This is a genomic window from Collinsella sp. i06-0019-1H4 (genome assembly GCF_042849575.1).
Classification (GTDB): Bacteria; Actinomycetota; Coriobacteriia; order Coriobacteriales; family Coriobacteriaceae; genus Collinsella.
On sequence record NZ_BAABYB010000001.1, the window covers coordinates 1,235,673 to 1,258,496 of the forward strand.

General features: G+C 56.9%; 25 protein-coding genes. 21 read left to right on the forward strand and 4 right to left on the reverse strand.

All coding sequences use genetic code 11. From position 1 onward, the window contains the following. The first annotated feature begins 6 nt into the window (after window positions 1–6). From ACGHEN_RS05335 to ACGHEN_RS05425, 19 genes are all read left to right on the forward strand, one after another. Entirely contained in the window at window positions 7–822 is an 816-nt protein-coding gene (locus tag ACGHEN_RS05335) for a ParA family protein (RefSeq protein ID WP_156597185.1), read from the forward strand. Between the two features lie 2 nt (window positions 823–824). After that, window positions 825–1,409, forward strand: coding sequence for a hypothetical protein (locus ACGHEN_RS05340; protein ID WP_390397822.1), 585 nt, complete (start codon window positions 825–827; stop codon window positions 1,407–1,409). A gap of 135 nt (window positions 1,410–1,544) precedes the next feature. Continuing rightward, window positions 1,545–1,748 carry a hypothetical protein gene (locus ACGHEN_RS05345; RefSeq protein WP_390397824.1) on the forward strand — a complete coding sequence of 68 codons (204 nt, stop codon included), beginning with the start codon at window positions 1,545–1,547 and terminating at the stop codon, window positions 1,746–1,748. Beyond that, entirely contained in the window at window positions 1,748–2,122 is a 375-nt protein-coding gene (locus ACGHEN_RS05350) for a hypothetical protein (RefSeq protein WP_390397827.1), read from the forward strand. The genes ACGHEN_RS05345 and ACGHEN_RS05350 overlap by 1 nt, the downstream gene beginning before the upstream one ends. Before the next feature lie 690 nt (window positions 2,123–2,812). Further along, a complete protein-coding gene (locus tag ACGHEN_RS05355; protein WP_390397829.1) occupies window positions 2,813–3,157 on the forward strand; it encodes a hypothetical protein in 345 nt (114 codons plus the stop codon). A 74-nt stretch (window positions 3,158–3,231) separates the two neighbouring features. Further along, the gene (locus tag ACGHEN_RS05360) at window positions 3,232–3,669 is read left to right on the forward strand and encodes a single-stranded DNA-binding protein (protein ID WP_390397831.1); all 438 of its coding nucleotides are present in this window, start codon (window positions 3,232–3,234) and stop codon (window positions 3,667–3,669) included. 995 nt (window positions 3,670–4,664) lie between these two features. Next, the gene (locus tag ACGHEN_RS05365) at window positions 4,665–4,931 is read left to right on the forward strand and encodes a hypothetical protein (RefSeq protein ID WP_390397833.1); all 267 of its coding nucleotides are present in this window, start codon (window positions 4,665–4,667) and stop codon (window positions 4,929–4,931) included. A 153-nt stretch (window positions 4,932–5,084) separates the two neighbouring features. Next, window positions 5,085–5,360, forward strand: a complete 276-nt coding sequence (locus tag ACGHEN_RS05370) for a hypothetical protein (protein ID WP_390397836.1) — start codon at window positions 5,085–5,087, stop codon at window positions 5,358–5,360. Between the two features lie 391 nt (window positions 5,361–5,751). Further along, entirely contained in the window at window positions 5,752–6,171 is a 420-nt protein-coding gene (locus tag ACGHEN_RS05375; protein WP_390397839.1) for a hypothetical protein, read from the forward strand. A gap of 78 nt (window positions 6,172–6,249) precedes the next feature. Further along, window positions 6,250–6,681, forward strand: a complete 432-nt coding sequence (locus tag ACGHEN_RS05380; protein ID WP_390397841.1) for a single-stranded DNA-binding protein — start codon at window positions 6,250–6,252, stop codon at window positions 6,679–6,681. Between the two features lie 71 nt (window positions 6,682–6,752). Then, window positions 6,753–7,013, forward strand: coding sequence for a type II toxin-antitoxin system RelB/DinJ family antitoxin (locus tag ACGHEN_RS05385; protein WP_390397843.1), 261 nt, complete (start codon window positions 6,753–6,755; stop codon window positions 7,011–7,013). Further along, a complete protein-coding gene (locus ACGHEN_RS05390; RefSeq protein WP_390399377.1) occupies window positions 7,006–7,272 on the forward strand; it encodes a Txe/YoeB family addiction module toxin in 267 nt (88 codons plus the stop codon). The genes ACGHEN_RS05385 and ACGHEN_RS05390 overlap by 8 nt, the downstream gene beginning before the upstream one ends. A gap of 570 nt (window positions 7,273–7,842) precedes the next feature. After that, the gene (locus tag ACGHEN_RS05395) at window positions 7,843–8,358 is read left to right on the forward strand and encodes a hypothetical protein (protein WP_390397846.1); all 516 of its coding nucleotides are present in this window, start codon (window positions 7,843–7,845) and stop codon (window positions 8,356–8,358) included. Between the two features lie 140 nt (window positions 8,359–8,498). Next, entirely contained in the window at window positions 8,499–9,176 is a 678-nt protein-coding gene (locus ACGHEN_RS05400; protein WP_118334672.1) for a DUF2786 domain-containing protein, read from the forward strand. A 2,023-nt stretch (window positions 9,177–11,199) separates the two neighbouring features. Then, on the forward strand, window positions 11,200–11,604 hold the full coding sequence (locus ACGHEN_RS05405; RefSeq protein WP_118334670.1) for a hypothetical protein: 405 nt from the start codon (window positions 11,200–11,202) through the stop codon (window positions 11,602–11,604). Then, window positions 11,591–13,414 (forward strand): relaxase/mobilization nuclease domain-containing protein, encoded by a 1,824-nt coding sequence (locus ACGHEN_RS05410; protein WP_390397850.1) that lies wholly within the window; start codon window positions 11,591–11,593, stop codon window positions 13,412–13,414. The genes ACGHEN_RS05405 and ACGHEN_RS05410 overlap by 14 nt, the downstream gene beginning before the upstream one ends. Before the next feature lie 2 nt (window positions 13,415–13,416). Next, entirely contained in the window at window positions 13,417–13,923 is a 507-nt protein-coding gene (locus ACGHEN_RS05415; protein WP_118334667.1) for a hypothetical protein, read from the forward strand. After that, on the forward strand, window positions 13,910–15,739 hold the full coding sequence (locus tag ACGHEN_RS05420) for a DEAD/DEAH box helicase (protein ID WP_390397853.1): 1,830 nt from the start codon (window positions 13,910–13,912) through the stop codon (window positions 15,737–15,739). Before ACGHEN_RS05415 ends, ACGHEN_RS05420 begins: the two co-directional genes overlap by 14 nt. Continuing rightward, window positions 15,736–16,512 (forward strand): hypothetical protein, encoded by a 777-nt coding sequence (locus ACGHEN_RS05425; RefSeq protein WP_390397855.1) that lies wholly within the window; start codon window positions 15,736–15,738, stop codon window positions 16,510–16,512. The genes ACGHEN_RS05420 and ACGHEN_RS05425 overlap by 4 nt, the downstream gene beginning before the upstream one ends. 130 nt (window positions 16,513–16,642) lie before the next feature. Here ACGHEN_RS05425 and ACGHEN_RS05430 read toward each other — a convergent pair whose 3' ends face one another. The 4 genes from ACGHEN_RS05430 to ACGHEN_RS05445 form a co-directional block, all read right to left on the reverse strand. After that, on the reverse strand, window positions 16,643–17,875 hold the full coding sequence (locus ACGHEN_RS05430; RefSeq protein WP_390397858.1) for a hypothetical protein: 1,233 nt from the start codon (window positions 17,873–17,875) through the stop codon (window positions 16,643–16,645). Window positions 17,876–17,994: 119 nt separating this feature from the next. Next, a complete protein-coding gene (locus ACGHEN_RS05435; RefSeq protein ID WP_390397859.1) occupies window positions 17,995–18,621 on the reverse strand; it encodes a hypothetical protein in 627 nt (208 codons plus the stop codon). Window positions 18,622–18,701: 80 nt separating this feature from the next. Next, a complete protein-coding gene (locus tag ACGHEN_RS05440; protein ID WP_390397862.1) occupies window positions 18,702–18,797 on the reverse strand; it encodes a hypothetical protein in 96 nt (31 codons plus the stop codon). A 1,015-nt stretch (window positions 18,798–19,812) separates the two neighbouring features. Then, a complete protein-coding gene (locus ACGHEN_RS05445) occupies window positions 19,813–20,679 on the reverse strand; it encodes a Fic family protein (RefSeq protein WP_390397864.1) in 867 nt (288 codons plus the stop codon). Window positions 20,680–20,956: 277 nt separating this feature from the next. On the opposite strand from ACGHEN_RS05445, the gene ACGHEN_RS05450 reads away from it, so the two are divergent. Together ACGHEN_RS05450 and ACGHEN_RS05455 are read left to right on the forward strand one after the other, a co-directional pair. Beyond that, complete coding sequence (locus ACGHEN_RS05450; RefSeq protein WP_156600713.1) at window positions 20,957–21,325, forward strand: hypothetical protein; 369 nt, start codon at window positions 20,957–20,959, stop codon at window positions 21,323–21,325. Window positions 21,326–21,362: 37 nt separating this feature from the next. Then, window positions 21,363–22,559 (forward strand): hypothetical protein, encoded by a 1,197-nt coding sequence (locus tag ACGHEN_RS05455; protein ID WP_390397866.1) that lies wholly within the window; start codon window positions 21,363–21,365, stop codon window positions 22,557–22,559. Window positions 22,560–22,824: the final 265 nt, after the last annotated feature.

The window sequence follows — 22,824 nt, forward strand, 5'->3', positions numbered from 1 at the left end:
ATCACTATGCCGAATTTCACCCCTGTGATCGTGTTCACCAACCAGAAGGGAGGCGTCGGCAAGACGACTTCCGCAGACGCAATCGCCGACGGACTTCGCCGCCGCGGCCTCAAGGTCCTAGCCGTGGATATGGATCCCCAGGGCTCGCTTGGGCGAATCGAGTCGGACTGCGTCGCGAAAGGCACCTGCTGCAGTTCTAGCTTCCTCAAGGGCGTCCAAGTGGTTTGCACCGAGGACGGGCAGGCGACCGTGCCCGGCGATCTCGATTTGGCCAACGTCTCTGACGAGAGGGACCTCGAGGGTAACGAGATCAATGAGTACTCTCTGACGCGCGCAATAGAGTCGGCTGTCTCCCAGCACGGCTTCGATGCCGTCGTTGTCGACACCCAGCCCGGCATGACTTTCTCGACGATTTCCTCCACCATTGCCGCCACCCATCTCGTCATCCCGACTACCGCCGACAGGCTCGGCACCGAGGCCGTCGAGCAGACCCTCGAGCTCCTCAGCGCGGTATCCGATTCCTATGATGTTGCATGGATTAGTGCCCCCGCCGTCCTCATTACGCTCTATCGCGGTATCGCCAAGCTCGCGAGGGCCTTTGCCTCCCAGATGGTCGAAGAGTTCCCCAAAATGGGCCTCAAGGTCTTCCAGCGCCGAATCGGTATAACGGTCGCCATTCAGGACGCGCAGGCGAACGGTCGCAGCATCTACGAGATGAACGTCCTCAAGGGCGCAGCTTTCGAGTATGACGTCCTTGTAGGCAACATCATGAACTGGTGCGAGCTCAAGCCCGCAGCCGGTGAAACCGAAGGAGTTGAGTAACTGTGGCCTCTAACCTACCCGATAACCTCGTTGGCGACATGATGAGCAATGCGCCACGCTTCACTTTGCCAAATTTTGGGGCACAGAATCGTTCCGGGTCCCGCCCCGCGGGACCCGCCCCGCAAGATCCTGTTCAGGACAACGCACCCGCGTCGCCCATTTCCCATGCGAGCGTTCGCAAATCCAAACCCGCGGCGTCCCCCACACCCAATAAGGTTTCTTCCGGATCCAAAAAAGAGAGGGTCACCTTCTCGACTTCGCCGCTCGAGGCTGAAATCCTCGAGCGTCGCGTTCTCGAGCTCAAACTGAAAGGCGGCCCCAGGAGAGACGCCAATGTCAGCCGTGTCATCGAGGATGCACTTCGCGACCGTATCAACGGTGGGGAGCTCGATCTTTCCGTTTTGGACAACCCCAAGCGATCGATGAGTGCCACGCGCTATAGCCGGACGGCCCTCGTCCCCTATGAGGTGTACAAGGACCTCATGACCGGACTCGTGAGCGCTCGCGCGGCACATCCGGAGATTCTGCCCTCAAACCTCACTACCAGCGCGTATATCAGGGCGTGCATCCTGGCCTTGGAAAACTAGCCCAAGCATACTCTGCGTGCATTTTAATCGGATACATTCCCCGGGGCGCCGCCGCTCTGAGAAACACCTCTTCTCACGGGCGAAGGTCGGGCGGCGTCGAGGAATTGTTTGCTCTGGGAAGAATGGAGAATGGAAATGAAATTACCCGCCGCAGCGGTGAGGCCGCTCGTCGCCCTGGCCATTGTCGCTGCATCAATTGGCTGCATCGCGCCCCTCCCGGCATACGCCGAGAACGCGACGGCCGCCATTGTCTCCGCTGACGGCAACCACGTCGTCGTCGATGTCGACCTAAACGGAGACGCGTCTGGTGTCGGTTCCGCCGAGAACCTGGCAGACTGATGGTAGTCCTGCTGATCGCCTCGGCCTTGCTGCTCGATTTCTTCGGCTGCATGATGCCCCTGGCATTGGTCGAGGACACCAAGGCATTTAAGGTCGGCGTGTTCCTGATTTGGGCGGCGCTGGTGGCGGATTCCGTCCTGATGGGCTTGTTCTATCCGAGGGAGCTGGCGGGGGTGAATCCCCTGTTGGCGGTAGGTCTCGAATCGATATGCCTCATCTGTGCCATGTATCCCCTGCATGGGTTCGCATTGAACTTGGCTCCCTGTGGCATCCGGGTCGATACTGCCGCGGCCCTCGCCTTCATAGACTTCCTTGTGACCGCTGTGGGATATGTCTCCCTGCTCTTGGGTATCATCTGGCTTATATTCTTCTAGGCTTGCAGGCATATGGACCTGTCGACCATCAAGCCGGAGGGTTCCGAGGAGTAGCGCCGACGCAGGCCGCCTACACGTCACGCCCGCCGTGGACCTGTATGACGAAGATATCCCGTTCTAGCGAGGGGATCCCGATGAAGCCCGCCCCAGCCCGGCGGGCTTTTCCATCCCCCGGCTCCCGCCCAGGGGGAGCGCTCCGGCGCCGCCTCCCCCTGGGCCCCCGCAGGCCCTCACCGGTCGCTCGCGTTGCACTCCCTTCCGACAGCCTGGGGCTATACAAGGAGCCCCTACGGCCGTCGAAAGCGCGCACAACGCTCGCTCGTCCGCAGGGGGACGGATGCGGCCCGTCCCCCTGCGACCCCCTCGGCCGCCGGCTGCGCCGGTGCGGCCACTGCCGTGGCGGCCGCGTCCACCGCCGACGGCCCGCGCGGGGCGCGGCCGCGCGCCAGGGCGGCAACCCGATCGCGCACGCTCCGTCGCCACGGGGGCCGCACCCCGTCAAGGGCCCGCACGGAACCCCGCACAAGCCCCCGCGCGGGGCGCGGGGCCTGGTGGAGGTTGCCGTGCAGACCCCTGACGGGCCGCGCCCTCCCGCGGCGGCTTTCGCCGGAGCTAAAGCGACGCGCGGCGGGGTCGCGAGGGGCACACGCGAGGGGCGGTGCCGACGCCGTGCGGTTAGGAGGTCCGATCATGGACGCAATGGTTATCAACACCCCGGTGGCGCAGGCTGATCCCTACGCCTATCCCTACGAGGACGGCTTCAGCACCACCTTCTGGAGCGACTTCTCCATCGCCGATGCCTTCGGCAAGGACGCTGTCCGAGACACGTTCAATCGCGCCTTTGCAGATTGGAAGTCGGACTTCCGTTACCTCACCGACCTCGTCATCGTTTTGAACCACAAGATCTTCCAGCACTATAACGGCGACCGCGAACTGTCGAAGCTCTACGACTCGTTGTGGAGGATCGCGGACGGTTACGCCATGGAGAACCTCAGCGACAAGGAGCTGGAGTATTTCTTCCGCGTCACTGACTAATTCCACCAATGGTCGGGGCGGCGACTCGCCCCGACCCACCAAATTCACCAGCATGTAGCGAAAGGCATATAGACATGAGCATCAACCGAGTCAACATCACCGGCAACCTCACCCGCGACCCCGAGCTGCGCGTCACCGCAGGAGGCACCCAGGTTCTCTCCTTTGGCGTCGCCGTGAACGACCGCCGCCGCAACCCGCAGACCGGCGAGTGGGAGGACTACCCGAACTTCGTGGACTGCACCATGTTCGGCACCCGCGCCGAGGCCGTGAGCCGCTTCCTCGCCAAGGGCAACAAGGTCGCGATCGAGGGCAAGCTGCGCTACAGCTCGTGGGAGAAGGACGGGCAGCGCCGATCCAAGCTGGAGGTCATCGTGGACGAGATCGAGTTCATGAGCCAGCGTCAGGGCACCGCAGCCCCCGCTGCAGCCCCCGTTTCCACTCCCGCGCCCGCACCGGCATCAGCCGCCGTCCCGCCCGCCGTGGACCTGTACGACGAAGATATCCCGTTCTAGCGAGGGGATCCCGATGAAGCCCGCCCCGGCGGGCTTTTCCATCCCCCGGCTCCCGCCCAGGGGGAGCGCTCCGGCGCCGCCTCCCCCTGGACCCCCGCAGGCCCTCACCGGTCGCTCGCGTTGCACTCCCTTCCGACAGCCTGGGGCTATACAAGGAGCCCCTACGGCCGTCGAAAGCGCGCACAACGCTCGCTCGTCCGCAGGGGGACGGATGCGGCCCGTCCCCCTGCGACCCCCTCGGCCGCCGGCTGCGCCGGTGCGGCCACTGCCGTGGCGGCCGCGTCCACCGCCGACGGCCCGCGCGGGGCGCGGCCGCGCGCCAGGGCGGCAACCCGATCGCGCACGCTCCGTCGCCACGGGGGCCGCACCCCGTCAAGGGCCCGCACGGAACCCCGCACAAGCCCCCGCGCGGGGCGCGGGGCCTGGTGGAGGTTGCCGTGCAGACCCCTGACGGGCCGCGCCCTCCCGCGGCGGCTTTCGCCGGAGCTAAAGCGACGCGCGGCGGGGTCGCGAGGGGCACACGCGAGGGGCGGTGCCGACGCCGTGCGGTTAGGAGGTCCGATCATGGACAAAAAGGAGACTGCCAACACCTACGGTGAGGAAGCCGTCGACAGGGCGATCGAGGGCATGGGCATGTGGTGCGCGCTGCACAAGGGCGAGTTCCTCGATAAGGCATGGGCTTCTTTTAGGGCACTCTGCGGCGACGAGGTCGACCTTGACGGTTGCGAGAGGATTGCTCAGGCAGTGCTCAACTATGCCTTCACCGAGTGGATCATGTTCGACAGCATGGTGTTCGGCCGTGGGTGCATCGATGAGTACCTCGACCGTGTCGAGGGCGTATCTAATAAGAACAGGCGATTCTCAGTGAGATTAAGGGGACTGCGAAGTACGGGTTTTTCCGCTACGACGGTCTTTTCGATGACGGTTCCGACGACAAGGGGATTGTCGTCTCCGATGTCCTCGAAGGGGGCAGCTTCAAGGTCTACAGCGCCTATATGCACGGTTTGGCTATCGAGCGCTCCTTTGAACCCGGAACCGGACTGTCGGCGAGGTTTGCGATTCTGGACGGGCGCGCATATTTTGTCGGTCAGTTCCCGGCGCACGACAAGGCACCGATCGATGAGAGTGAGACCCTGAACCTGTACCGCAAGTGTTTGGAGATCGGCTATCCGTTCATCGTCGCGATGGCAGCGAGCACACTTGCCCCTAACGGCATGTTCAACGGCAGCATGGTTGCTCGAGTATCGGAGTCCGCCGCATAGGAGCCAAACAATGGCAGGGCTGTTCGCAGCCCTGCCCCAAGTCGCTTTCAGTCCAGTGGAAAGCGAGGTGAGATCGAAAAGAAAAGCGAGCCGCATTTTGGGGAGGCGGCTCGCAGTCAAGCCCACGAATACCATAGCGTAGAAAGGAATATCATGGGGTTTATCGACTATATGATTTTAAGTGAGCGATTTCAAGGTATTCGGCTCGATTGCGTAAGGCCGACACTGGTGGATGCCGCGATCTTGATTAAAAGCATTGTACCCATCGCGTTGGCCTACCTCTTTGAAATCAAGCTGCTGGTCGCCTTCGCCTACCCGATCTGTTGCGCCCTCTTTCTCTATTTCTATCTCAAGCGGGAGGAAGAAGTCCTGTCGGTGGTATTTGGCGAATCGGAAGATAGATACCCCGCACACCGAATGGGGCGATAGGGTCGGATTTACATCAGGGAGCGGCTCCCTGCTCGGAGCCGCTCCCTCTTCGTCCGCGCCGCCCAGGGGGAGCGCTCCGGCGCCGCCTCCCCCTGGACCCCCGCAGGCCCTTTGGCATCGCTCGCGTTGCACTCCCTTCCGACAGCCTGGGGCTACACAAGGAGCCCCTACGGCCGTCGAAAGCGCGCACAACGCTCGCTCGTCCGCAGGGGGACGGATGCGGCCCGTCCCCCTGCGACCCCCTCGGCCGCCGGCTGCGCCGGTGCGGCCACTGCCTTGGCGGCCGCGCCCTCCCGCGGCGGCTTTCGCCGGAGCTAAAGCGACGCGCGGCGGGGTCGCGAGGGGCACACGCGAGGGGCGGTGCCGACGCCGTGCGGTTAGGAGGAGCCAGATGGGCTACCACGTTCAGATCGTCTACTCAGATTTCACCATCAAGAAGGAGGACTTCGATCGAGGTTACAAAATCGTCTGCGATCTCAACAGCCGCGACGACTTGAAGGGTGGAGGGAAGTCCGGCGGCACTCCGACACCTAAGCCCGCTGTTTCCAAGTCGTGCGCGAGCAGTCCAGACAAATGGTTCTCGTGGATGCTCTGGAACTACGACGAGGTTTGCGACAGCCTCCCTAAGGTTCTGGAGGAGCTTGGTTTCGGGATCGACTATAACGATGAGGGGGATATTATCGGCCTTTCCTATGACTCCAAGACCGGCGACGAGGACGTTTTCCTCGATGCACTCCGCCCGGTCGTGAAGGAGGGATCTTACATCGTCTGGGAGGGGGAGGACTATGACCGATGGTTCACTAGGTTCTAGATAATATTTCCAATGGTCGGGGCGGCGACTCGCCCCGACCCACCAACTTCACCAACATGCGACGAAAGGCATATCATCATGAGCATCAACCGAGTCAACATCACCGGCAACCTCACCCGCGACCCCGAGCTGCGCGTCACCGCCAGCGGCACCCAGGTTCTCTCCTTTGGCGTCGCCGTGAACGACCGCCGCCGCAGCGCGCAGACCGGCGAGTGGGAGGACTACCCCAACTTCGTGGACTGCACGATGTTCGGCACCCGCGCCGAGGCCGTGAGCCGCTTCCTCGCCAAGGGCAACAAGGTCGCGATCGAGGGCAAGCTGCGCTACAGCTCGTGGGAGAAGGACGGGCAGCGCCGATCCAAGTTAGAGGTCATCGTGGACGAGATCGAGTTCATAAGCCAGCGTCAGGGCGGCAGCGCCCCCGCTGCTGCCCCGGCCTCCGCGCCCTTGCCGGCGCCTGCCGCCGTCCCGCCGGCGGTTGATCTGTACGACGAGGATATCCCGTTCTAGCAAGTGATACACTGTATATACAATGCAAAGCAGGGTATATACAGTGTATTAGCATGAAGGAGATATGGCATATGTCGAACACAAACATCAACATACGAATCGAAGAATCTACCAAACGTGACTTCGAGTCAGTTTGCAAGGAGCTTGGAATGTCAGTCACCACAGCTTTTACCATTTTCGCCAAGAAGGTGTGCAGGGAGGGGAGGATTCCTTTTGACGTCTCGATCGACCCCTTCTATTCCAGCGAGAACATGGATCATCTGCGTCGCTCAGTTTCAGCGCTCGACTCAGGCAACGGCTTGGACAGGGGATTGCTCGATGACGATGAATAAGGTCTGGTCACCGGAGGCATGGACTGATTATCTCTGGTGGCAGGCGCAAGGCAGAAAGACCCTCAAGCGCATCAATGCCCTGATTTTAGACATTGATCGAAATGGGCTTTCCGACGGGATCGGAAAGCCCGAGCCCCTAAAGGGTGAGTTTTCGGGTCTCTGGTCGCGCCGCATAGATAAGGCGAATCGCTTGGTCTACAGAATCACCGACAGAGGCATAGAGATCGTCTCGTGTAAGACGCATTACGGAGACCACTGATAGTATCCGGCTCACTTGAAGCCCGCCCCAGCCCGGCGGGCTTTTCCATCCCCCGGCTCCCGCCCAGGGGGAGCGCTCCGGCGCCGCCTCCCCCTGGACCCCCGCAGGCCCTCACCGGTCGCTCGCGTTGCACTCCCTTCCGACAGCCTGGGGCTATACAAGGAGCCCCTACGGCCGTCGAAAGCGCGCACAACGCTCGCTCGTCCGCAGGGGGACGGATGCGGCCCGTCCCCCTGCGACCCCCTCGGCCGCCGGCTGCGCCGGTGCGGCCACTGCCGTGGCGGCCGCGTCCACCGCCGACGGCCCGCGCGGGGCGCGGCCGCGCGCCAGGGCGGCAACCCGATCGCGCACGCTCCGTCGCCACGGGGGCCGCACCCCGTCAAGGGCCCGCACGGAACCCCGCACAAGCCCCCGCGCGGGGCGCGGGGCCTGGTGGAGGTTGCCGTGCAGACCCCTGACGGGCCGCGCCCTCCCGCGGCGGCTTTCGCCGGAGCTAAAGCGACGCGCGGCGGGGTCGCGAGGGGCACACGCGAGGGGCGGTGCCGACGCCGTGCGGTTAGGAGGAGCCAGATGGGCTACCACGCATGGGGTACCGGCGAAATTAAGTTTGCGTCCAAGGAGGAGCTCGAAGCCGCCGTAAAGGCGTTGAAGAAGATCCCTGCTAGCGCGAATTTCAAGGGCATCGAGAAGGATTACCCCGACCATGAGTCGTTCGAGTTCTGCAAGGCGATGTCTGAACTCGGGTTTTCCGCTGTCCACTCCAAGGATGATTTCTACCCCTATTCCTTCGATATCGAGTACGAATGGGACAAAATCGGGTCTTGGACGGAAGAGCCGTTTGAGGCGATCGGCCCCCATTGCGTCAAAAGCTATTTCAAGTGGAGCGGAGAGGACGGCGAGAGGTGGCTTGAGTCCGGGCTGCACACCGAGAAGGACATGCTCGTCGCCAGTTTCCCGGACGGTGGCGTTGAGTGCTCGAACGGCAGCATGTTCATCGATCTGACCTATGCCGACCAGAGGTTCCAGCTGTTCATCAACGTCAACGACTGGGGTGTCCCCACGTTCCATATCAGCCAAATCAAATAGATCCAATGCCGGGACGGTTGCCGTCCCAGCCTTTATTCCCCCGGCCACCGCCCAGGGGGAGCGCTCCGGCGCCGCCTAATTTCAAGAACAGCCAATGGCGGGGGCCTGCGAGCCCTCGCCCCACTCCAAAGGAGAGAACCATGAAGAACATCGACGAGAAGATCAGGAAGATCGTCGCCCTCATCGACGGGGCCGCGACCGAAGGCGAAGCGCGTGCCGCCTCGTTGGCGCTCCAGAGGCTCCTCGTTGCGAACAACCTTAAGTTGGAGGACATCAATCTGGACGATTCACCGGCAGAAGTCGGCGAGGAGGTTTGCGATCTCGGCCGTCGAATTCCCGAGTGGAAGAAAACCCTTGCACTTGTTGTTGCAGCGAACTACAGGTGCAGGGCCTACACGTCATATAGCAACAATGGAAGGACTGTCGTGTTCGTCGGTGAGGGCGAGGATTCCGTTGTCGCCTCGTGCTGCTTTAGGGCGAGCGCCAATGCGGCCGAGAACTGCTTCAGGACCTATTCCGCGCGAATGAAGGCCATGGGATACGGGAATGTCTCACGTCAGAAGGGCGTAAAGGGAACGTGGATGCTTGGCTTCATCTCCGGTCTCAAGCGAGCCTATGCGGAGCAGGTTAGCAATGACGAGTCCATGGCGCTCGCGATCGTCGTCCCCGAATCCGTCAACCGTCACATGGATGGGATCGGCTTGAGGACGACCAAGATTAAAGTCAGGACTACTAGCGATCCTTATGTCAAAGCCGACGGCTATGAATCCGGTTATGGGTTCGGCAGAGGCGACAGAGTGACCGCCGCATCGGCATAAGACGAAATGCCGGGGCCGCCAAAAGACGGCCCCGGCATTTTTCTATTTAACTCGATCTAAAGGACAATGGGGCTCCGGTATCGAATGGGAAATCATTTATCGCCGGGCCCCATTGCCAGTTCGATCGTTAGACGAACTACTGAAATATGGAAAAGGTGAATACATGAACAATGGGAAAAGCGAACTACAGAATTACGTAATAACGACAAGTTGCAATAGCGTAAAGGCAGCAAACCGTAAAATGCGAACCACGAAACTACGGAATAGTAGAACTATTGAACATCGTACCGTTCGGTCCTGAATTTTGTCCGCAAGAGTCGTACGCTGCCGTACAAAACTGCGTTTTGCCCGGTAGCGTACCGCCGCGAAGGGCGGCGCTTGTTAGGGCTCTGCCCTAAAACCCGGCGCCTGCGGCGATAAATAGTTACGCAATAACGTTATTACGTTATTGCGTAAATACACAGTTCGTCAGTTCATCTCTTACGTAGTTCATCTCTTACGGAGTTACGTTTTACCTATATTGAGCGGTTAGATAGATCTTCATTTCGTAGCCTAAAAAGCATTGCCGGTCATCCTTTACAGGCGTGGCCCATTCGGTTTCATATTCGCAATGAGCCATAACGATACCTAGCGGATACGCCATGCTCCGATCTTGATGAATTTCACCTTGCGCGCTCTGTCAACCGAACTGCCGCCATTAGGCTGACGTGAGACGCACTAATAGAAATCGTAAGTTTGGTCAGCGGTCTTGGCGGCTTAAGCGTGAGCGCGGGATCAGGTGGTGGTATTTGATGAAGGGCATTGTCTGGAGTACCAAACGTCTGCTACCAGCATTCCCGTTCTTTAAGTGCCCAACAGTTCCTTGTGGCATGGTCGCGCAGTTATGTTATTCGGTTTTTCTTTTGTTACGGTATGACGTACTGTCGTTATCACGTAGTTCGGTTGTTCGCTTTTCGCATAGTCCGCTTATTTGCTTTGTCCGTTAATCAGTTATCCGGTGATAACGCAATATCACTGTGTTGCCATTGCGTTAGTGCGAACATCGCACCCTCGAAAACTGAAGCTCGTTCATAAAGTGGATTACAATGCTGCCTTGCGGATAGGTCAAACTCTGGTCTTGTCGGTTTTTACTTAGTATGCCCGCAACCAAACTCAAACCGAAAAACTGTCGAGAGGCTCTCTGCTTGATCTCGAAATTAAGGTCTGTTACCGAGAAAATTCAGACACGAATATAGGGTCGAGTCTTATGGTATTTCCTGCAGGGCATTTCCCAGAATATTGAGTGACCGCGACCATCTTCCCCATTCGCTGATTGTTGAGTAGGCACGCTATGTTGTAGTTTCGTATTTAGGCTATTCCGCTTTTACGTTGTTACGTCATTACGTCCTTTCGTTATTACATATTTATTTAGTTCACTTCTTGCATAGTTCACTTATCTAACAATTACGCTTTACGAGAATGAGTAGCTTGACTATCAAACTGGATCCAAAGAGTTGATGAGAGGCGTTCAGCCATTGCTTGGAATAAGGTCGGCTTTCGCTACAGCTCGCATGCGAAAGTGGGATTGCAGCTGTCTGTATTTTAAGAAAGAGGTTTGTCCAGAGTGCAAAGCGAGCGGGACCAGTGCCCCATTCCCTGAAATGTTAAGCAGTCCTGTTATGCCGCAGTCACGTGGTTCTGTTATTCCGCTTTGCCGTTATTACGCTATTACACAGTTACGCTACTTCATAGTCGCGCTATTGCACAGTTGCGTTATTACGTAGTTCAGTAGTTCTCTCTTATCACTATTCGCCTTTCCACTTCTACTGAAGTTACAAAATACCGTTAATCGGGTGATCTGGAGATGCCACTTTCCGTAGTTCGGGAATGACATAGACCCTTACTGATTTAACGGACCCTTTCTTCTGGCAGGTATTCCAGTAGATAGGACGTAAAACACATTGGCACCACCTGTCACCAAATTGTACGGCACGGTACGTATCACTGCCCTACGCTTGAAGAAGCATGAATTAGGAGACAGTGCATGAGCAAGAAGCCCCGTAAGAAACAGCTAAAAGAGGCGCGCATAGAGGCCAGAAGCACTATCGAGGAGGCAGACGCCATTCGTGCATTGGCAAAGGGCCTCAACATGTCCATCACTGAGTACATCTTGTATAAGACGCTCTACGAGACCCATGCTTCATCGGGGTCCACCCTAAGAAGCATCTGGGATGAGCTCATTGCAATTTCAGTGCAGCTATCTGAGCTCAACTCGAACGCCAAGGCGATAGCGGGGCAGTCCCGGGCCGCCGAAGCCCGAAGGCTGTCTATGGCCATTTTCGCGGCGATTGATACCGTTGAGCCCAATTTAGTTGACGCATGCGAGCGGCTATCTCGTGCAATCGAGGCCGAATATCCCGCCGAAAGGAGGCGCGATGCCCTTTCTTAAGACAATTTCGGGCGGCAGCGGCAGCTGTAGGCAGGTCGATGACTATCTGTCGTTTGGCCATAGGGGTGCGGAGGATCACGAGGAGAGGATGGAGAAATACCTTACCGGTGACAAATCCGCCTCGCGATCCATGGCGTTCGGCCATTCCCCAGGTCTGCCCGATACCCCGTTCGGATGGCATAAGGTCATGGATGCAACGCGGAAAAGATTTGGCAAGGATAAACCCCCGGAGTGGTTTGAGCGGAAAAGAAAATCAAACCCCGACCTAGTCTGGAGGAACTACTACCAATGGGTCCTGTCGCCCGACCCTAGGGACCGTGCATCTGCAGAGGAGGTTGGCCAGCTCGCCCAGGAATGGTGTGAGAGGGTTTGGCCAGCAGAGCAGGGCTGGCAGTGGATCTGGTCGGTTCACGACGACAACGCACATGGGGTCATGCACGCGCATGTTATCCTCAATGCGGTAAATTCTTCCAATGGACTTAAAGCTCAAATAACGCCCGAGGACAGTGACACCATGGCGCGTGTTGCACAAGAGATAGCGCGCGAGCATGGCATGGGAACGCTGCCGGATCTCTCTGAGCGCAGGAAGGCAATGCGAGAGGGGCGGCAGGCCCCCACAATCCAGTCAGTTCGTATGAGTGCTGCCGAACGCTCGCTTAGGCGTCGTGGGCGCCGAAGTTGGGTGGCGGAGATTAGGGATGCTATTGATAAGTCAATCGCAAATAGCTCCGACTGGGATGAGTTCGTAGAGAGATTCGAGGCTGAAGGCTTTACAGTGGAATGGAGTCGTCGGGGTATTGGCTATAGGCATCCTGACAGCGGAGGTCACGACAAGAAGGTCCTTGCGTCTTCACTCGGGTCGAATTATGACGAGTTCGGAATTCGCGCCCGGTTGGGGATACCCGTCGATGTCGTGAATGGGGAGACGAGCTCTAGAATCACAAGGCGACAAGAGCATAAATCTCAGGTTCTAAACGCGGGCTATTCGCCGCATAACAGGGGGCTCGAGGATGCCCTCAGGTCAAGAATTGCAGCAAAATCAAGCCGTCGTGGTATAGGTGCAATTGGCGCCGGCATTAAAGCCCTTTCCGCAATTTCTGCTGACGGGTATAGCTCCGTCTCAGAAGTTGAGGAGGCTTTCAGGTCTCAGATGCTCAAGGTTGAGGCCATGGAGCAAGAGGTCCATGAAATAGAGTCATCGATATCTATTGCAGAAGATGTATTGGAGCGCTCGGAGAGGATTGCATCTGCCAGGGCGAGGATCGACGAGTTGGAGTCGCTACCGTCGATAACGCAAGCAGAAAGAAAAGAGCGTAACGCCCTATTGGATCAGATTGACGACGATACCGCCTTTTGCAAAATGGCGTTTTCAAAAGTCGCTCCCGAGGTATCGGGGGCCGATAGCTACGAAAGCGAAGCGGGAGCAATTCTCAACAGGCTAAGAGATGAGCTAGGTGGCCTCTCCGTGTCGCTTGATGGCGCGCGAGCTGACGCCAAGTCGTTAAGCGAGTCCCTTGGGGCAATTGAGGGCTTTGTCGGCGCAAGGGCCGTAAGGGATTTGCGAGGCGTCCCCTCGGTTGGCGAGTTCCTGCGAAGGTCCAAAGGACGGCAACTCAGCGTTCCGACTTCAATCCAAACCAGAGATTCGATGGCTATTGCGGCCGCGTTGGAGTCGGCCGCTTCAAGGCGAATCCTTCATGAGAACAGAGGTCGTTTCGAGAGCATCGAGAAAGCGACAAAAACCCAAGCACCTTCGGTTTACATCCGTCCTGAGGTCGCGGCGGTTTCCGAGAGAAAGAACACGGTTTAAAGATGAACACTTCATCCTTGAGGATCTACTACGAGACCGGTTGCATCGATGAGGTGCATATGCCGGATCCGTCGTATGAGTCGGGTGTCGCGCTGCAACGTGAATACCTCGATATCTCCAACCCAGACAACGGCATATTCCTCGATCGAAGCTACAAGATGCCCGGAGGCGACAACGACGAGTATCGCGAACTGTGCGACAGGATGCTAGTCGTGAGCCCAGACGACTTGGCGCGGGCACTCCTTGTGGAGTCTCATGGGCTTGCGCTCCTCACTCGCGATCCCCTGTCCGATTTCGAGTGCGGGCTATCTATCACGTTGCCAGACCGCCTTGGCTTTAGTGATGATGCGTGCCTGATGAATGAGGACTGGTATTTCGGCAACATTCAAAAGCTCATCGAAAAGGTAATTGCCATGGGGCCCGCCGCGCATGCCGCGCTCGTCAACGGACTAGCAGCAGGCGTGGAGGGGCTTACCGTTGAGGAGGGCTGGGGCAATGTCACCCGATGAGATTGTTCTCAGGGACTATCAGCAGGAGTGCGTGGATATCTGCAATTCCCTAGAGAGTGGATCCCATCTCGTGCAGATGGCCACGGGGCTCGGTAAAACCGTGACTTTCAGCAAAATAGGCAGGAAGGGGAGGGTACTACTTCTATCCCATCGTGAGGAGCTTGTGACCCAGCCAGTTAAGTACTACAGCTGCCCGGTCGGCATAGAAAAGGCCGAGCGGCACTCGCATGGTGAGGAGGTAGTCTCGGCTTCGGTGCAGACGCTTGCGAATCGCCTTCAAAGGGAATTTAAACCCGGCGACTTCGACATGGTTATCACCGATGAGGCGCACCACGCCCTGGCACCATCCTATCGGAAAATCTACGACTACTTGAGGCCTCGCCTCCACATCGGTTTCACGGCGACGCCGAGAAGGGGAGACGACCGAGGGCTCGGAGCGGTATTTGACGATATCGTTTTCCAGAAAGACCTGCGTTGGGGAATCGCCAACGGTTATCTCTGCGATATTGACTGCCGCAGGACCATCGTGGACTGGTCGACGAAGGGCGTTCGCACCGGTATGGGCGATTTCCGGGTGAGTGAACTCGCGAAACGGGTTGACCGCCCAGAGACGAATCGACAGGTCGCGGCTGCATACGATGAGCTTCATGTAGGCCAGACGCTTATATTTGCGTCGAGCGTTCACCACGCCTATTCATTGGCCGAAATCATTCCTGGATCCGTGGTGGTCGATGGAAATACGCCGGCAGACGAGCGACGACAGATCATCGACGCGTTCACTACGCGCGAGATTCCATGTCTTATCAACTATGGGGTATTTACCGAGGGCACGGATATGCCGTTAATTGAAACCGTATTGCTGGCACGCCCGACGAAGAATCCATCCCTTTATACGCAAATGGTCGGGCGAGGGCTGAGGCTCTACACCGACCCTGTAACCGGCTATAAAAAGAAATCACTTAGGCTTATCGACTGTTTGGGCGTGTCGGACGACAAGAGTATCTGCACTCCGCCAACGTTGTTCGGACTCAATGAAAAGGATTTCCCCGAGAGGGTCGGTAAGAAGCAACTCGATGGCTCGCTCCTCGATTTGGGAAGAAGGGTCGAGGAGGTGGAGGATTGCCCCTCCGGCTGGGTTCTCACGTCGCGCAAGGTCAACGTGCTATCTTCCACGGGATCCATCGCATGGGTTATCCACTACAACGGCGATCGCAATATCGCCGGCCCCGGCGCATCAGACAGGGGATGGCAGGTCACGCTTTATAAACCGGATCTTCTCGATTGCTGTACTGCGGACCTTACGAGGTTGGGGGAGACGGAGCGCAGGTATTATAGGTCGCTTGAAGTTGCCGAGCAGGACATTCTCCTTTGGCTTGAATCAAACTACGAGACTTCGCACGATAGAGCGCTATGGGACCGCGAACGCGCGGCAAAATGGGCCGAGGATCCAGCCTCGGAGCCTCAGCTGACTTTTATAAAGAGGCTGCTGGGTGACTCCGCGGGCGACCTTGATTTCGACAACCTTACCAAAAGGGATGCAACGATTGTCATCGAGTGCGCCAAGAGGCGCGCCCATGAGAAGAATCTCAGGAAATACGGGGTCTGTCCGTTGTGTGGCAGCGCTTTGAAGGTGTCTAAGTCTGGGAAATCCATCGTTTGCGAATCTAACAGCTGGGCCTACAGAGGCGGGTCTTTCGTGCTTGCGTCCGGCTGCGGTTTTCAGGTCAAACGTTTCCACGATGATGAGGAATTTTCGCCTGAAAAGTCTATGGGTTGGCCGGGCGTCAAGGAGCAAATTAAGGAGAAGAAGGGATGAATCCCCTTATGGGTCCGGTCAGCGAGCTTACAAAAAGGCGCTTCGACCGGAAATGTAAACGCGCAGCATCGGGGTCTAAGCATTTTGCCACCGCAAGGATCGCCGTAGGTGTTCTCGTGACTTCGGTGCTCATCTTCATATGCCTCGGCGCAGAAGTTGTAAGAGAGACTGTCATTACAAATACAGCTGAGCAGAAGGCGCAGGCAGAAGACGGTGGACAGTCTCTTGCAGATGAGAACCCGGACTATGCCGGCTGGCTCACCGTTGAAGGGACCTCGATCTCGACCCCTGTTGTCTCATGCCGGCAAGGTGATTCGAAGGGCTTCTATCTCAATCACGGCTTCGATCGCACACCGTCTTTTTCCGGATGTCCGTACATTGCAGAGGGGTCGTCGCCAACAAGCTCGAACATGCTTATCTACGGTCACAACATGGGTATCGGGTCCTTGGCGTTTAGTGAACTCCAGAATTGCTATCGAAGGGACTGTTTTTCAAGTATCGGTACTGTGACCTTCAAGGACAAGGATGGCAGAACCTCTCGCTATACACCTTTGTACGGCTTAAAGGTGCCGATGGGCTATGACGTGCTGCTTAGGTTTGATTTTGCCGGGAAATCAGATTTCGATGCCTGGCTCAACACGCTGTCCGACTGCGCAAGTGAAAAATCGGATTTCGGCGGCACTGATTCCGTCATTACACTGGTTACTTGCGCCTCCGCGTTGGGTGGGGCGAAATATCGAAGCGTTCTGGTTTGCAAGAATATCGCGCATTAGTAATGGCTCTGTTAGACCAGAATTGACATAAAGGCTTTCATGCATAGATAAATTGACTGTACCCCCAGAATCTGATAATCGATTCAGGAGGCACAGTCAGAAAAACAGATTACTCGATTCAATCGACGCACTATTTTAGGAACTCATATTCGAAAAGCTTAGGGACAATCTCCTTAAGGTAGTACTCCTTGTTAAGCTCCTTGAGAGTACGAATCGACCCGTTTAGGGACGGGTAATCATATATTCGTCCCTTTTTTCCATTTGGCGACTCATGCCAAGTGTTGAGCTCTTCACCTATCTGATAGAAACCATACGTAAGCGAGCTGTCGTATAGAGTCGTTTCCTTTGCCTCCTCAAGGACCCTAGACCATGCGGCCAGAAGCTCGCTTTCGCGAACGCGGCGATCGAGCTTCTCGAGCGTCTCGGAAGCCACCGTGCTGCCATTCGTAGTGTCAAGGCACAGCTCGTTCCTGTATGTTCTACCGTCGCCACCCGTGAACGAGCGCATGTGATTCTGGTACTCCAAGCATGTGAACAGGAGCGTCCTCAACAGCCATTGATCCAACTTTCCGGAAGCAGCGTCCTTCAGGAATTTGTCCGCTCCGTCGGCAGACTTCATAACGCGCCCTCGCTCCGTCCAAGATCCGTTATAGGAGATGTAGCGGGAGGCAGCGAACATGGGCAGCTTCTGCAAAAAGTTGTCACGGCGGAGATAGAAGCCATTGCCGTTGAATATGCCGGCCGAGACAAGTATCGAATGGAGTTCGGGATTATCGAACCCGACCCCGTCCGCAACCATATAGCCGAGAATGTTCTTGTTCCAGCGAGGTTTGAGCCGCTTCTTCTGCGTCGTTGCCTCGTTCCCAGTTTTTTGCAGAAGGATTCCGCCATCGATGTCATCGTTCATTTTGCGCTTGTCGTAGTAACGGGAGCTGTAGAGCGAGTCGACTTTTCTGAAATCTAGAGAAACCGGCGCTCCGAGTTTCCCTTTGACGATATCGAAGCCGTCCACCGTGAACGAATTGCTCTCTGCGTCCTCATTCGACCATAGGGCGACAAGGACACATGAGTGCTTCCTTGCATGGAAATGGAATCTATCCCCGGCGAAGCCGTCAATGAAGCGCTTCTTCACGAGACCCTGGGCCTTCCAGTACTTAACCGGTGAAAAAACGACATAACTGTCGGTTGGTTGTCGGAGATAGTACTCGAACGCGGACCAGATGAAGGCGTTTCCCATATCGTTGGTCGACGTTCCAGAAATCGATGGATTCTCCTTTACGGCCTTTCTCATCTGTTCCAGAACCCAACTTGCCTTCCAGCCAGAAGACGACCGCTTTCCCTCGCCGCGCTTCTGATGTTCCATTGAAGTGGTCTCAGCGAACGGTGGGTTTTCGAAGAGAATAATCGTACATGACGGGTCATCGATATAACGCCTGATAAGTGGATTCTCGACATACTCTTGAGTTAAAGCGTCGGCGCCCCTTACGTTACCGGCATCGAAGGTGTCCTTGGCCTCGATGGGCGGGATGAAATCTTGGGCTGTCTAATCTCTCCAGTAACTTGATGTTTTCCTGTGCTGTCGCCGATGAAGTGCTCTTTGCGGGCGTCCGGTCTCAGCCGATAGTATTCCTCCGCCCATCCGACGATGCAATTTTCGTCTATGTGGGTCTTCGTGTAATTGTCGGTCTTCAGCGTCATTACGAGCCTTTCGGCAGAAAGCTGGTCTGAATAGTCCAGCTTGTCCGCATACTTGCCTGCCGTGAACCCGCTGTTGTTCTTGGACGAAGGGCCGTTGTACACCGTCTCAATCTGTCCAAGGTAGTCCTCGGAGCGATAGATGTAGGCAACGGAATCTTCAAGTGAGACGATCACCACGTTCGCAGGAACCGGCTTTCCCTTAAGTCGGCGGGCGGAGAGGTACTTGACGCATTGGAATAGAACGGCGTTAAGATCGATGACGCGAAGCTTAAATTCCAGGAGGTTCCCATTGATAACGCCGTCGTTGTCGTCAGCGAGAATCCCGTCCAAATCCAAATCTGGGTCTACCCTCGGGATGAACGTCTCGTAGAACTCGATCTGTCCCTCGCGCTCGGTAGTGTATGACGCCATTTAGAACCACCGCCCCGCGATGGCCTCCATGTACGCGAGGCCTCTATCTGTCTTCTCTTTCTCGATTTGCGGCATCCAGGCTACTCCTCGTTCTTCTTTGGCGCGACCTTCATCTCGAATGGCATCCCGCCTTCTCGGACGAGCGCCTTGAGGCATGCGTTGACGGCAGTTGACATGAAGAGGCCGAGTTCGTCGAGGATGGCGGATGCCTCTCTTCTTCTCCGGCTCGATCCTGATGGTGGTTGCTGGTATGTTCGACGGCATTGAGGCTCCTATCTATCGTGTATACCACGATGCCGCCATTTTAGCGGACTACGCCGCCGGTGTAACCAGTAGTCCATATAGGGCGGCAGGACGTTGAACATGTCACAGATGAGGGTAGCGCAGGTGCCGTTGGAGAGCTGACGTAAACAGGACAATGCCAGCAAGTCGATGACAGATGAGCTCTCTCTGCCGTTGATTAACTGCAAGTTCAACAATAACGGCATTATGTATTACTGACGCCCGGCTGATTTCGTTCACCATCGGAACGTGTTGTCCATCATTTACAATGGTCCGCCGACTGAAGGACAGACTTATTATCAGGATTCCATAGGAGTCTATACAGACGCCTATTTGATTGGCCTGAAGGATAGCGACATACCGAATCGTGAGGTTGGATTGTACTTGGCAGCGGTAATAAACGCATCAATTCTTAACGAAAAGAAGCGCAAGTATTCTCGCGGACATAAAGCCACAGCCGGAGGCAGGGTGGAGTACGACAAGATTATTGTTCCAGTTAATGCATAGGGAAAGGTGGATTTTGTCTATATGAAGCGATATATACGCGCGATCGAGAAGTTGTCAATTGCTGAGCTTGCCAAGTACAAGAACAGCGTTGTTGTCGCCACAAGACGGGTTGTGGGAGCTTAGGCGATTCAACGACCCGTCGTTACATGTGTCGTTACTTGTTGAACCACATGTCAAATCTTGACGCACTCAATTATGACTAGATTGGGGAGGGTCTGACCCCGGAACTTCTCCGGGGTCAGACCCTTCTTCTCGATCGTTATAGTGCTTAACAGAGATCCCTGTGGAGTCCCGAGTTCGCAGCAGAAGTCGCCCAAGGGGGCGTTTAGGTGCGCTTGGAGGAGCTTTCATTCACCCACTGCGCTATATTTCGGTCTAGATATGGCACTGCTAAATTGCAGATCAAACGCCGTGGGGATTATGTCCCTCACTCAAAGGTGCGTTAGCTGCTCGGCCCTTATTTTCGAGAGCCTTTAAGTCTGCCTGGATCTTGGCGGTCGACGGAAGGGAAGGGTCGATTGAACGCTTCCCCTCCTCAAGAGTCTCAGGGGTGTGCTGGATGAGGAAGTCTGCACCCATCTCGTGCATCCTGGCGTCAAAAGAAGATTGGCACTTCCGCAGTACCTCATCGAAGAAGCGGAAATTGCCCTGAGTCTGCGCGATCTCCATCCAGCTCTTGTACTCGTCCGCATGTTTTTCGTCAATGACGATTAGGTCGACACCGTTTTCGATGCACTGCTTCATCATAATGAGGCGGCCGATTCGCCCGTTGCCATCTTGGAACGGATGCAGATGTTCGAACCTTGCGTGGAAACGAGAAATCGACTCGAAGTCCTTCGGGCTGGCGTCCCATTCGGCGAGTAGCTGCGGTATGGCGGTCGGTATGTCACTCGGGAGGGCGACCTGTACCGAGCTGTTTCTGATGCGATTGGGAATGTATTTGAAATGCCCGCTTTCACCGTTGGCTGCCATGGTCGTTCCCTTGTGAAGGATCGTCTCGAATTCAATGAGGAGTTCCGGCGTCAACTCAACACCGAGCGTGTCGACCATTCGATCGAACATCTTGAAGGAATTCTTGGTCTCGATGATGTCATCAAAGTCATGGTCTCCGGTCACCTTATTCCGCACATAGAGCGTCTCGATCTGATCGAGCGTGAAGGTGGATCCCTCAATCTTGTTTGAGTGGTAGAGGAACTCCGGAAGGATGACCTCATAGGCTGAATTCGGCGCCGCCTTGAGCGTCTGCATCTTGTTTGCGGAGATAATCATCGTTCATCCTTCGTAATCGTTATGCCAAGCACTTGTCTTTTGCATATTCTATGATAAACGAGCGCTTGATAATAGCTTTGCAATTCCCCAGCAGGACATGCGTCTCCAAATGCCCTACAACGGCCGTATAAGAGGTACCCCTTACCGGAAGAAAGGTAAAGTTCCTTGTTTTTGCGCCAATCATGGGGTATAAGTGGTTTAAGGTGTTCGACACCGTCAATGCGCCGCTAACCAGGGCGCCCATCAGTCCGCAATAGGGATTTAAGGAGACGGTGCCATGCCGAATGACTCAATCCGCTACTCAAAGCAAATATCTGATCAGGGCCGTGAACGCTCTGTAGAGGTGCGCCGGGAGCGCGCCGCCCTCAAGGAGCGCCTCAAGGCAGGTGAGATAGCCCCTGTCGATGTGCTCAACGATGAGAGCCGCGTCGCAGCTAAAATCAGAATGTTTGCGTTCCTCAAGAATTGTCCCGGCGTGGGGGCGGTAGGTGCGAGAACACTACTCCGCGCGCTGGGCCTGTCCGAGACCAAGACGATCCGCTCCCTGGGACCCGTGCAGAAGGCTCGCATAGTCACGACATTGGACATGATCGCAAGCGGCGTCCGGGTCGACCGAGTCGCCGAGATCATCATGTCTGAACGATAGAATAGAATCCGATAGGGGATTAGAGAAAGGCAACATCATGGATGAGAACAACAGCAAACCCCAGGACGAGCTCGACCAGGAACTCGACCTCGTACCCGATGGAGACGGCGGCGGCACAATGCCTTTGAAGCGGAAGGTCGCCATCGGCGCCGCGGTCGCGCTCGTCGTCGCGGGGCTGGGGCTCGGCGGCGCATGGGCGACCGGCGCCTTCACACCCACACCCGAGTCCTCCAAGGTCGAGGCCGGCACTGGTGCCAACAAGAAGCAGGTCTCGGATAAGGCCGAGTCGACGGTTGATTGGACCGTCAAGATCGAGGCCGAGGGCGTGACGGCCGACTCCTCGCCCCTCATCACCTGCTACGTCTGCACCGACGGCGTCGATGAGGGTGTCGAGTTCTACCATGCCACATCCGCATCCGACGCCATCGAGGGTAAGGATAGTGTTCAGCTAACCGAGGGCACCTGGGAGATCACCGCGATCCCCATCATAAACCCGGACGGCTCCATCACCACTCCCTCCGGCGGCGGCGAGCAGGCCGTCCCAGGCGATCACAAGGGCTCCGGCTCCACCGAGTTCACCGGCGAGACCAAGCCCGCCGGGGACGTCACCCAGGACGATATCGATAAGGTCCTCGACAAGGTGAACGAGGCCGTCTCCAAGGGCGACGGCACGCTCACGGGGGATGCCGGCAAGGACGTGGTGAACAAGGTTACCGACAACGCCTCCAAGGCGCCCGGCGCCGACAAGGAGAAGGTCGAGGAGAAGAAGGACGCCGCGACCGATAGCGCCGTGAAGGCCGAAGACAAGAAGACCGATGCGGCAAAGCCATCCACGGGCTCCGGCTCCGCGCCGTCAAAATCCGACTCCAAGCCCTCTTCCGGCTCCTCCAACAAGCCGTCCCATGAGCATACGTGGCAGGCGCAGTACCGCAGCGAGCCGGTATACACCACTGAGACCTACACCATTGTTGACCAGAAGGCATGGGACGAGCAGGTTCGTAGCGGCAGCCACTATCTTTTCTCAGATGGTGCAGTCTTTTATGATGACTATCAAGCAGCCAACTATCAGGAATCAAAAGCTCTCTCAGGAACCCCAGTCTCTTACACGCTCGTAGATGACTACAAGACTATCCACCATGAAGCGGTAACGCATCAAGAAACACGCCAGGTGCAGACCGGGACAAAACAAGTCCTCACGGGCTACCGTTGCTCCGGTTGCGGCGCCACGAAATAGGCCCTAAGCGGAATAGATGGACCGGCTCTATGGAACCAGGTGTGAATTTGCTCCACGCCATCTCGCTCTTCGGTCGATTTTACTTCGCCCTGCTCCTGATAATACGACCGGATCACTTCGGGAAGAGGACATGTCTTTATAGGGGAGTCGGGCTGCTCGTTCTGCTTGGCGCGCTCCTGCGCCTGGCGCGCGGCATCTTGCGATATGTTGCCGGGCTGATGTGAGCTTTGCCGCCTATCCAAAGGGTGACCACATGGAAATGGGG

Excerpts from the sequence above, each read along its gene's own strand:
- ACGHEN_RS05410 (WP_390397850.1), top strand. The coding sequence starts at position 11,591 with ATGCCCTTTCTTAAGACAATTTCGGGCGGCAGCGGCAGCTGTAGGCAG.
- ACGHEN_RS05350 (WP_390397827.1), top strand. The coding sequence starts at position 1,748 with ATGGTAGTCCTGCTGATCGCCTCGGCCTTGCTGCTCGATTTCTTCGGC.
- ACGHEN_RS05420 (WP_390397853.1), top strand. The coding sequence starts at position 13,910 with ATGTCACCCGATGAGATTGTTCTCAGGGACTATCAGCAGGAGTGCGTG.
- ACGHEN_RS05430 (WP_390397858.1), bottom strand. The coding sequence starts at position 17,875 with ATGGAACATCAGAAGCGCGGCGAGGGAAAGCGGTCGTCTTCTGGCTGG.
- ACGHEN_RS05370 (WP_390397836.1), top strand. The coding sequence starts at position 5,085 with ATGGGGTTTATCGACTATATGATTTTAAGTGAGCGATTTCAAGGTATT.
- ACGHEN_RS05425 (WP_390397855.1), top strand. The coding sequence starts at position 15,736 with ATGAATCCCCTTATGGGTCCGGTCAGCGAGCTTACAAAAAGGCGCTTC.
- ACGHEN_RS05435 (WP_390397859.1), bottom strand. The coding sequence starts at position 18,621 with ATGGCGTCATACACTACCGAGCGCGAGGGACAGATCGAGTTCTACGAG.
- ACGHEN_RS05415 (WP_118334667.1), top strand. The coding sequence starts at position 13,417 with ATGAACACTTCATCCTTGAGGATCTACTACGAGACCGGTTGCATCGAT.
- ACGHEN_RS05450 (WP_156600713.1), top strand. The coding sequence starts at position 20,957 with ATGCCGAATGACTCAATCCGCTACTCAAAGCAAATATCTGATCAGGGC.
- ACGHEN_RS05440 (WP_390397862.1), bottom strand. The coding sequence starts at position 18,797 with ATGTCAACTGCCGTCAACGCATGCCTCAAGGCGCTCGTCCGAGAAGGC.
- ACGHEN_RS05405 (WP_118334670.1), top strand. The coding sequence starts at position 11,200 with ATGAGCAAGAAGCCCCGTAAGAAACAGCTAAAAGAGGCGCGCATAGAG.
- ACGHEN_RS05365 (WP_390397833.1), top strand. The coding sequence starts at position 4,665 with ATGCACGGTTTGGCTATCGAGCGCTCCTTTGAACCCGGAACCGGACTG.
- ACGHEN_RS05335 (WP_156597185.1), top strand. The coding sequence starts at position 7 with ATGCCGAATTTCACCCCTGTGATCGTGTTCACCAACCAGAAGGGAGGC.
- ACGHEN_RS05445 (WP_390397864.1), bottom strand. The coding sequence starts at position 20,679 with ATGATTATCTCCGCAAACAAGATGCAGACGCTCAAGGCGGCGCCGAAT.
- ACGHEN_RS05360 (WP_390397831.1), top strand. The coding sequence starts at position 3,232 with ATGAGCATCAACCGAGTCAACATCACCGGCAACCTCACCCGCGACCCC.
- ACGHEN_RS05390 (WP_390399377.1), top strand. The coding sequence starts at position 7,006 with ATGAATAAGGTCTGGTCACCGGAGGCATGGACTGATTATCTCTGGTGG.
- ACGHEN_RS05455 (WP_390397866.1), top strand. The coding sequence starts at position 21,363 with ATGGATGAGAACAACAGCAAACCCCAGGACGAGCTCGACCAGGAACTC.
- ACGHEN_RS05400 (WP_118334672.1), top strand. The coding sequence starts at position 8,499 with ATGAAGAACATCGACGAGAAGATCAGGAAGATCGTCGCCCTCATCGAC.
- ACGHEN_RS05345 (WP_390397824.1), top strand. The coding sequence starts at position 1,545 with ATGAAATTACCCGCCGCAGCGGTGAGGCCGCTCGTCGCCCTGGCCATT.
- ACGHEN_RS05355 (WP_390397829.1), top strand. The coding sequence starts at position 2,813 with ATGGACGCAATGGTTATCAACACCCCGGTGGCGCAGGCTGATCCCTAC.
- ACGHEN_RS05395 (WP_390397846.1), top strand. The coding sequence starts at position 7,843 with ATGGGCTACCACGCATGGGGTACCGGCGAAATTAAGTTTGCGTCCAAG.
- ACGHEN_RS05380 (WP_390397841.1), top strand. The coding sequence starts at position 6,250 with ATGAGCATCAACCGAGTCAACATCACCGGCAACCTCACCCGCGACCCC.
- ACGHEN_RS05385 (WP_390397843.1), top strand. The coding sequence starts at position 6,753 with ATGTCGAACACAAACATCAACATACGAATCGAAGAATCTACCAAACGT.
- ACGHEN_RS05375 (WP_390397839.1), top strand. The coding sequence starts at position 5,752 with ATGGGCTACCACGTTCAGATCGTCTACTCAGATTTCACCATCAAGAAG.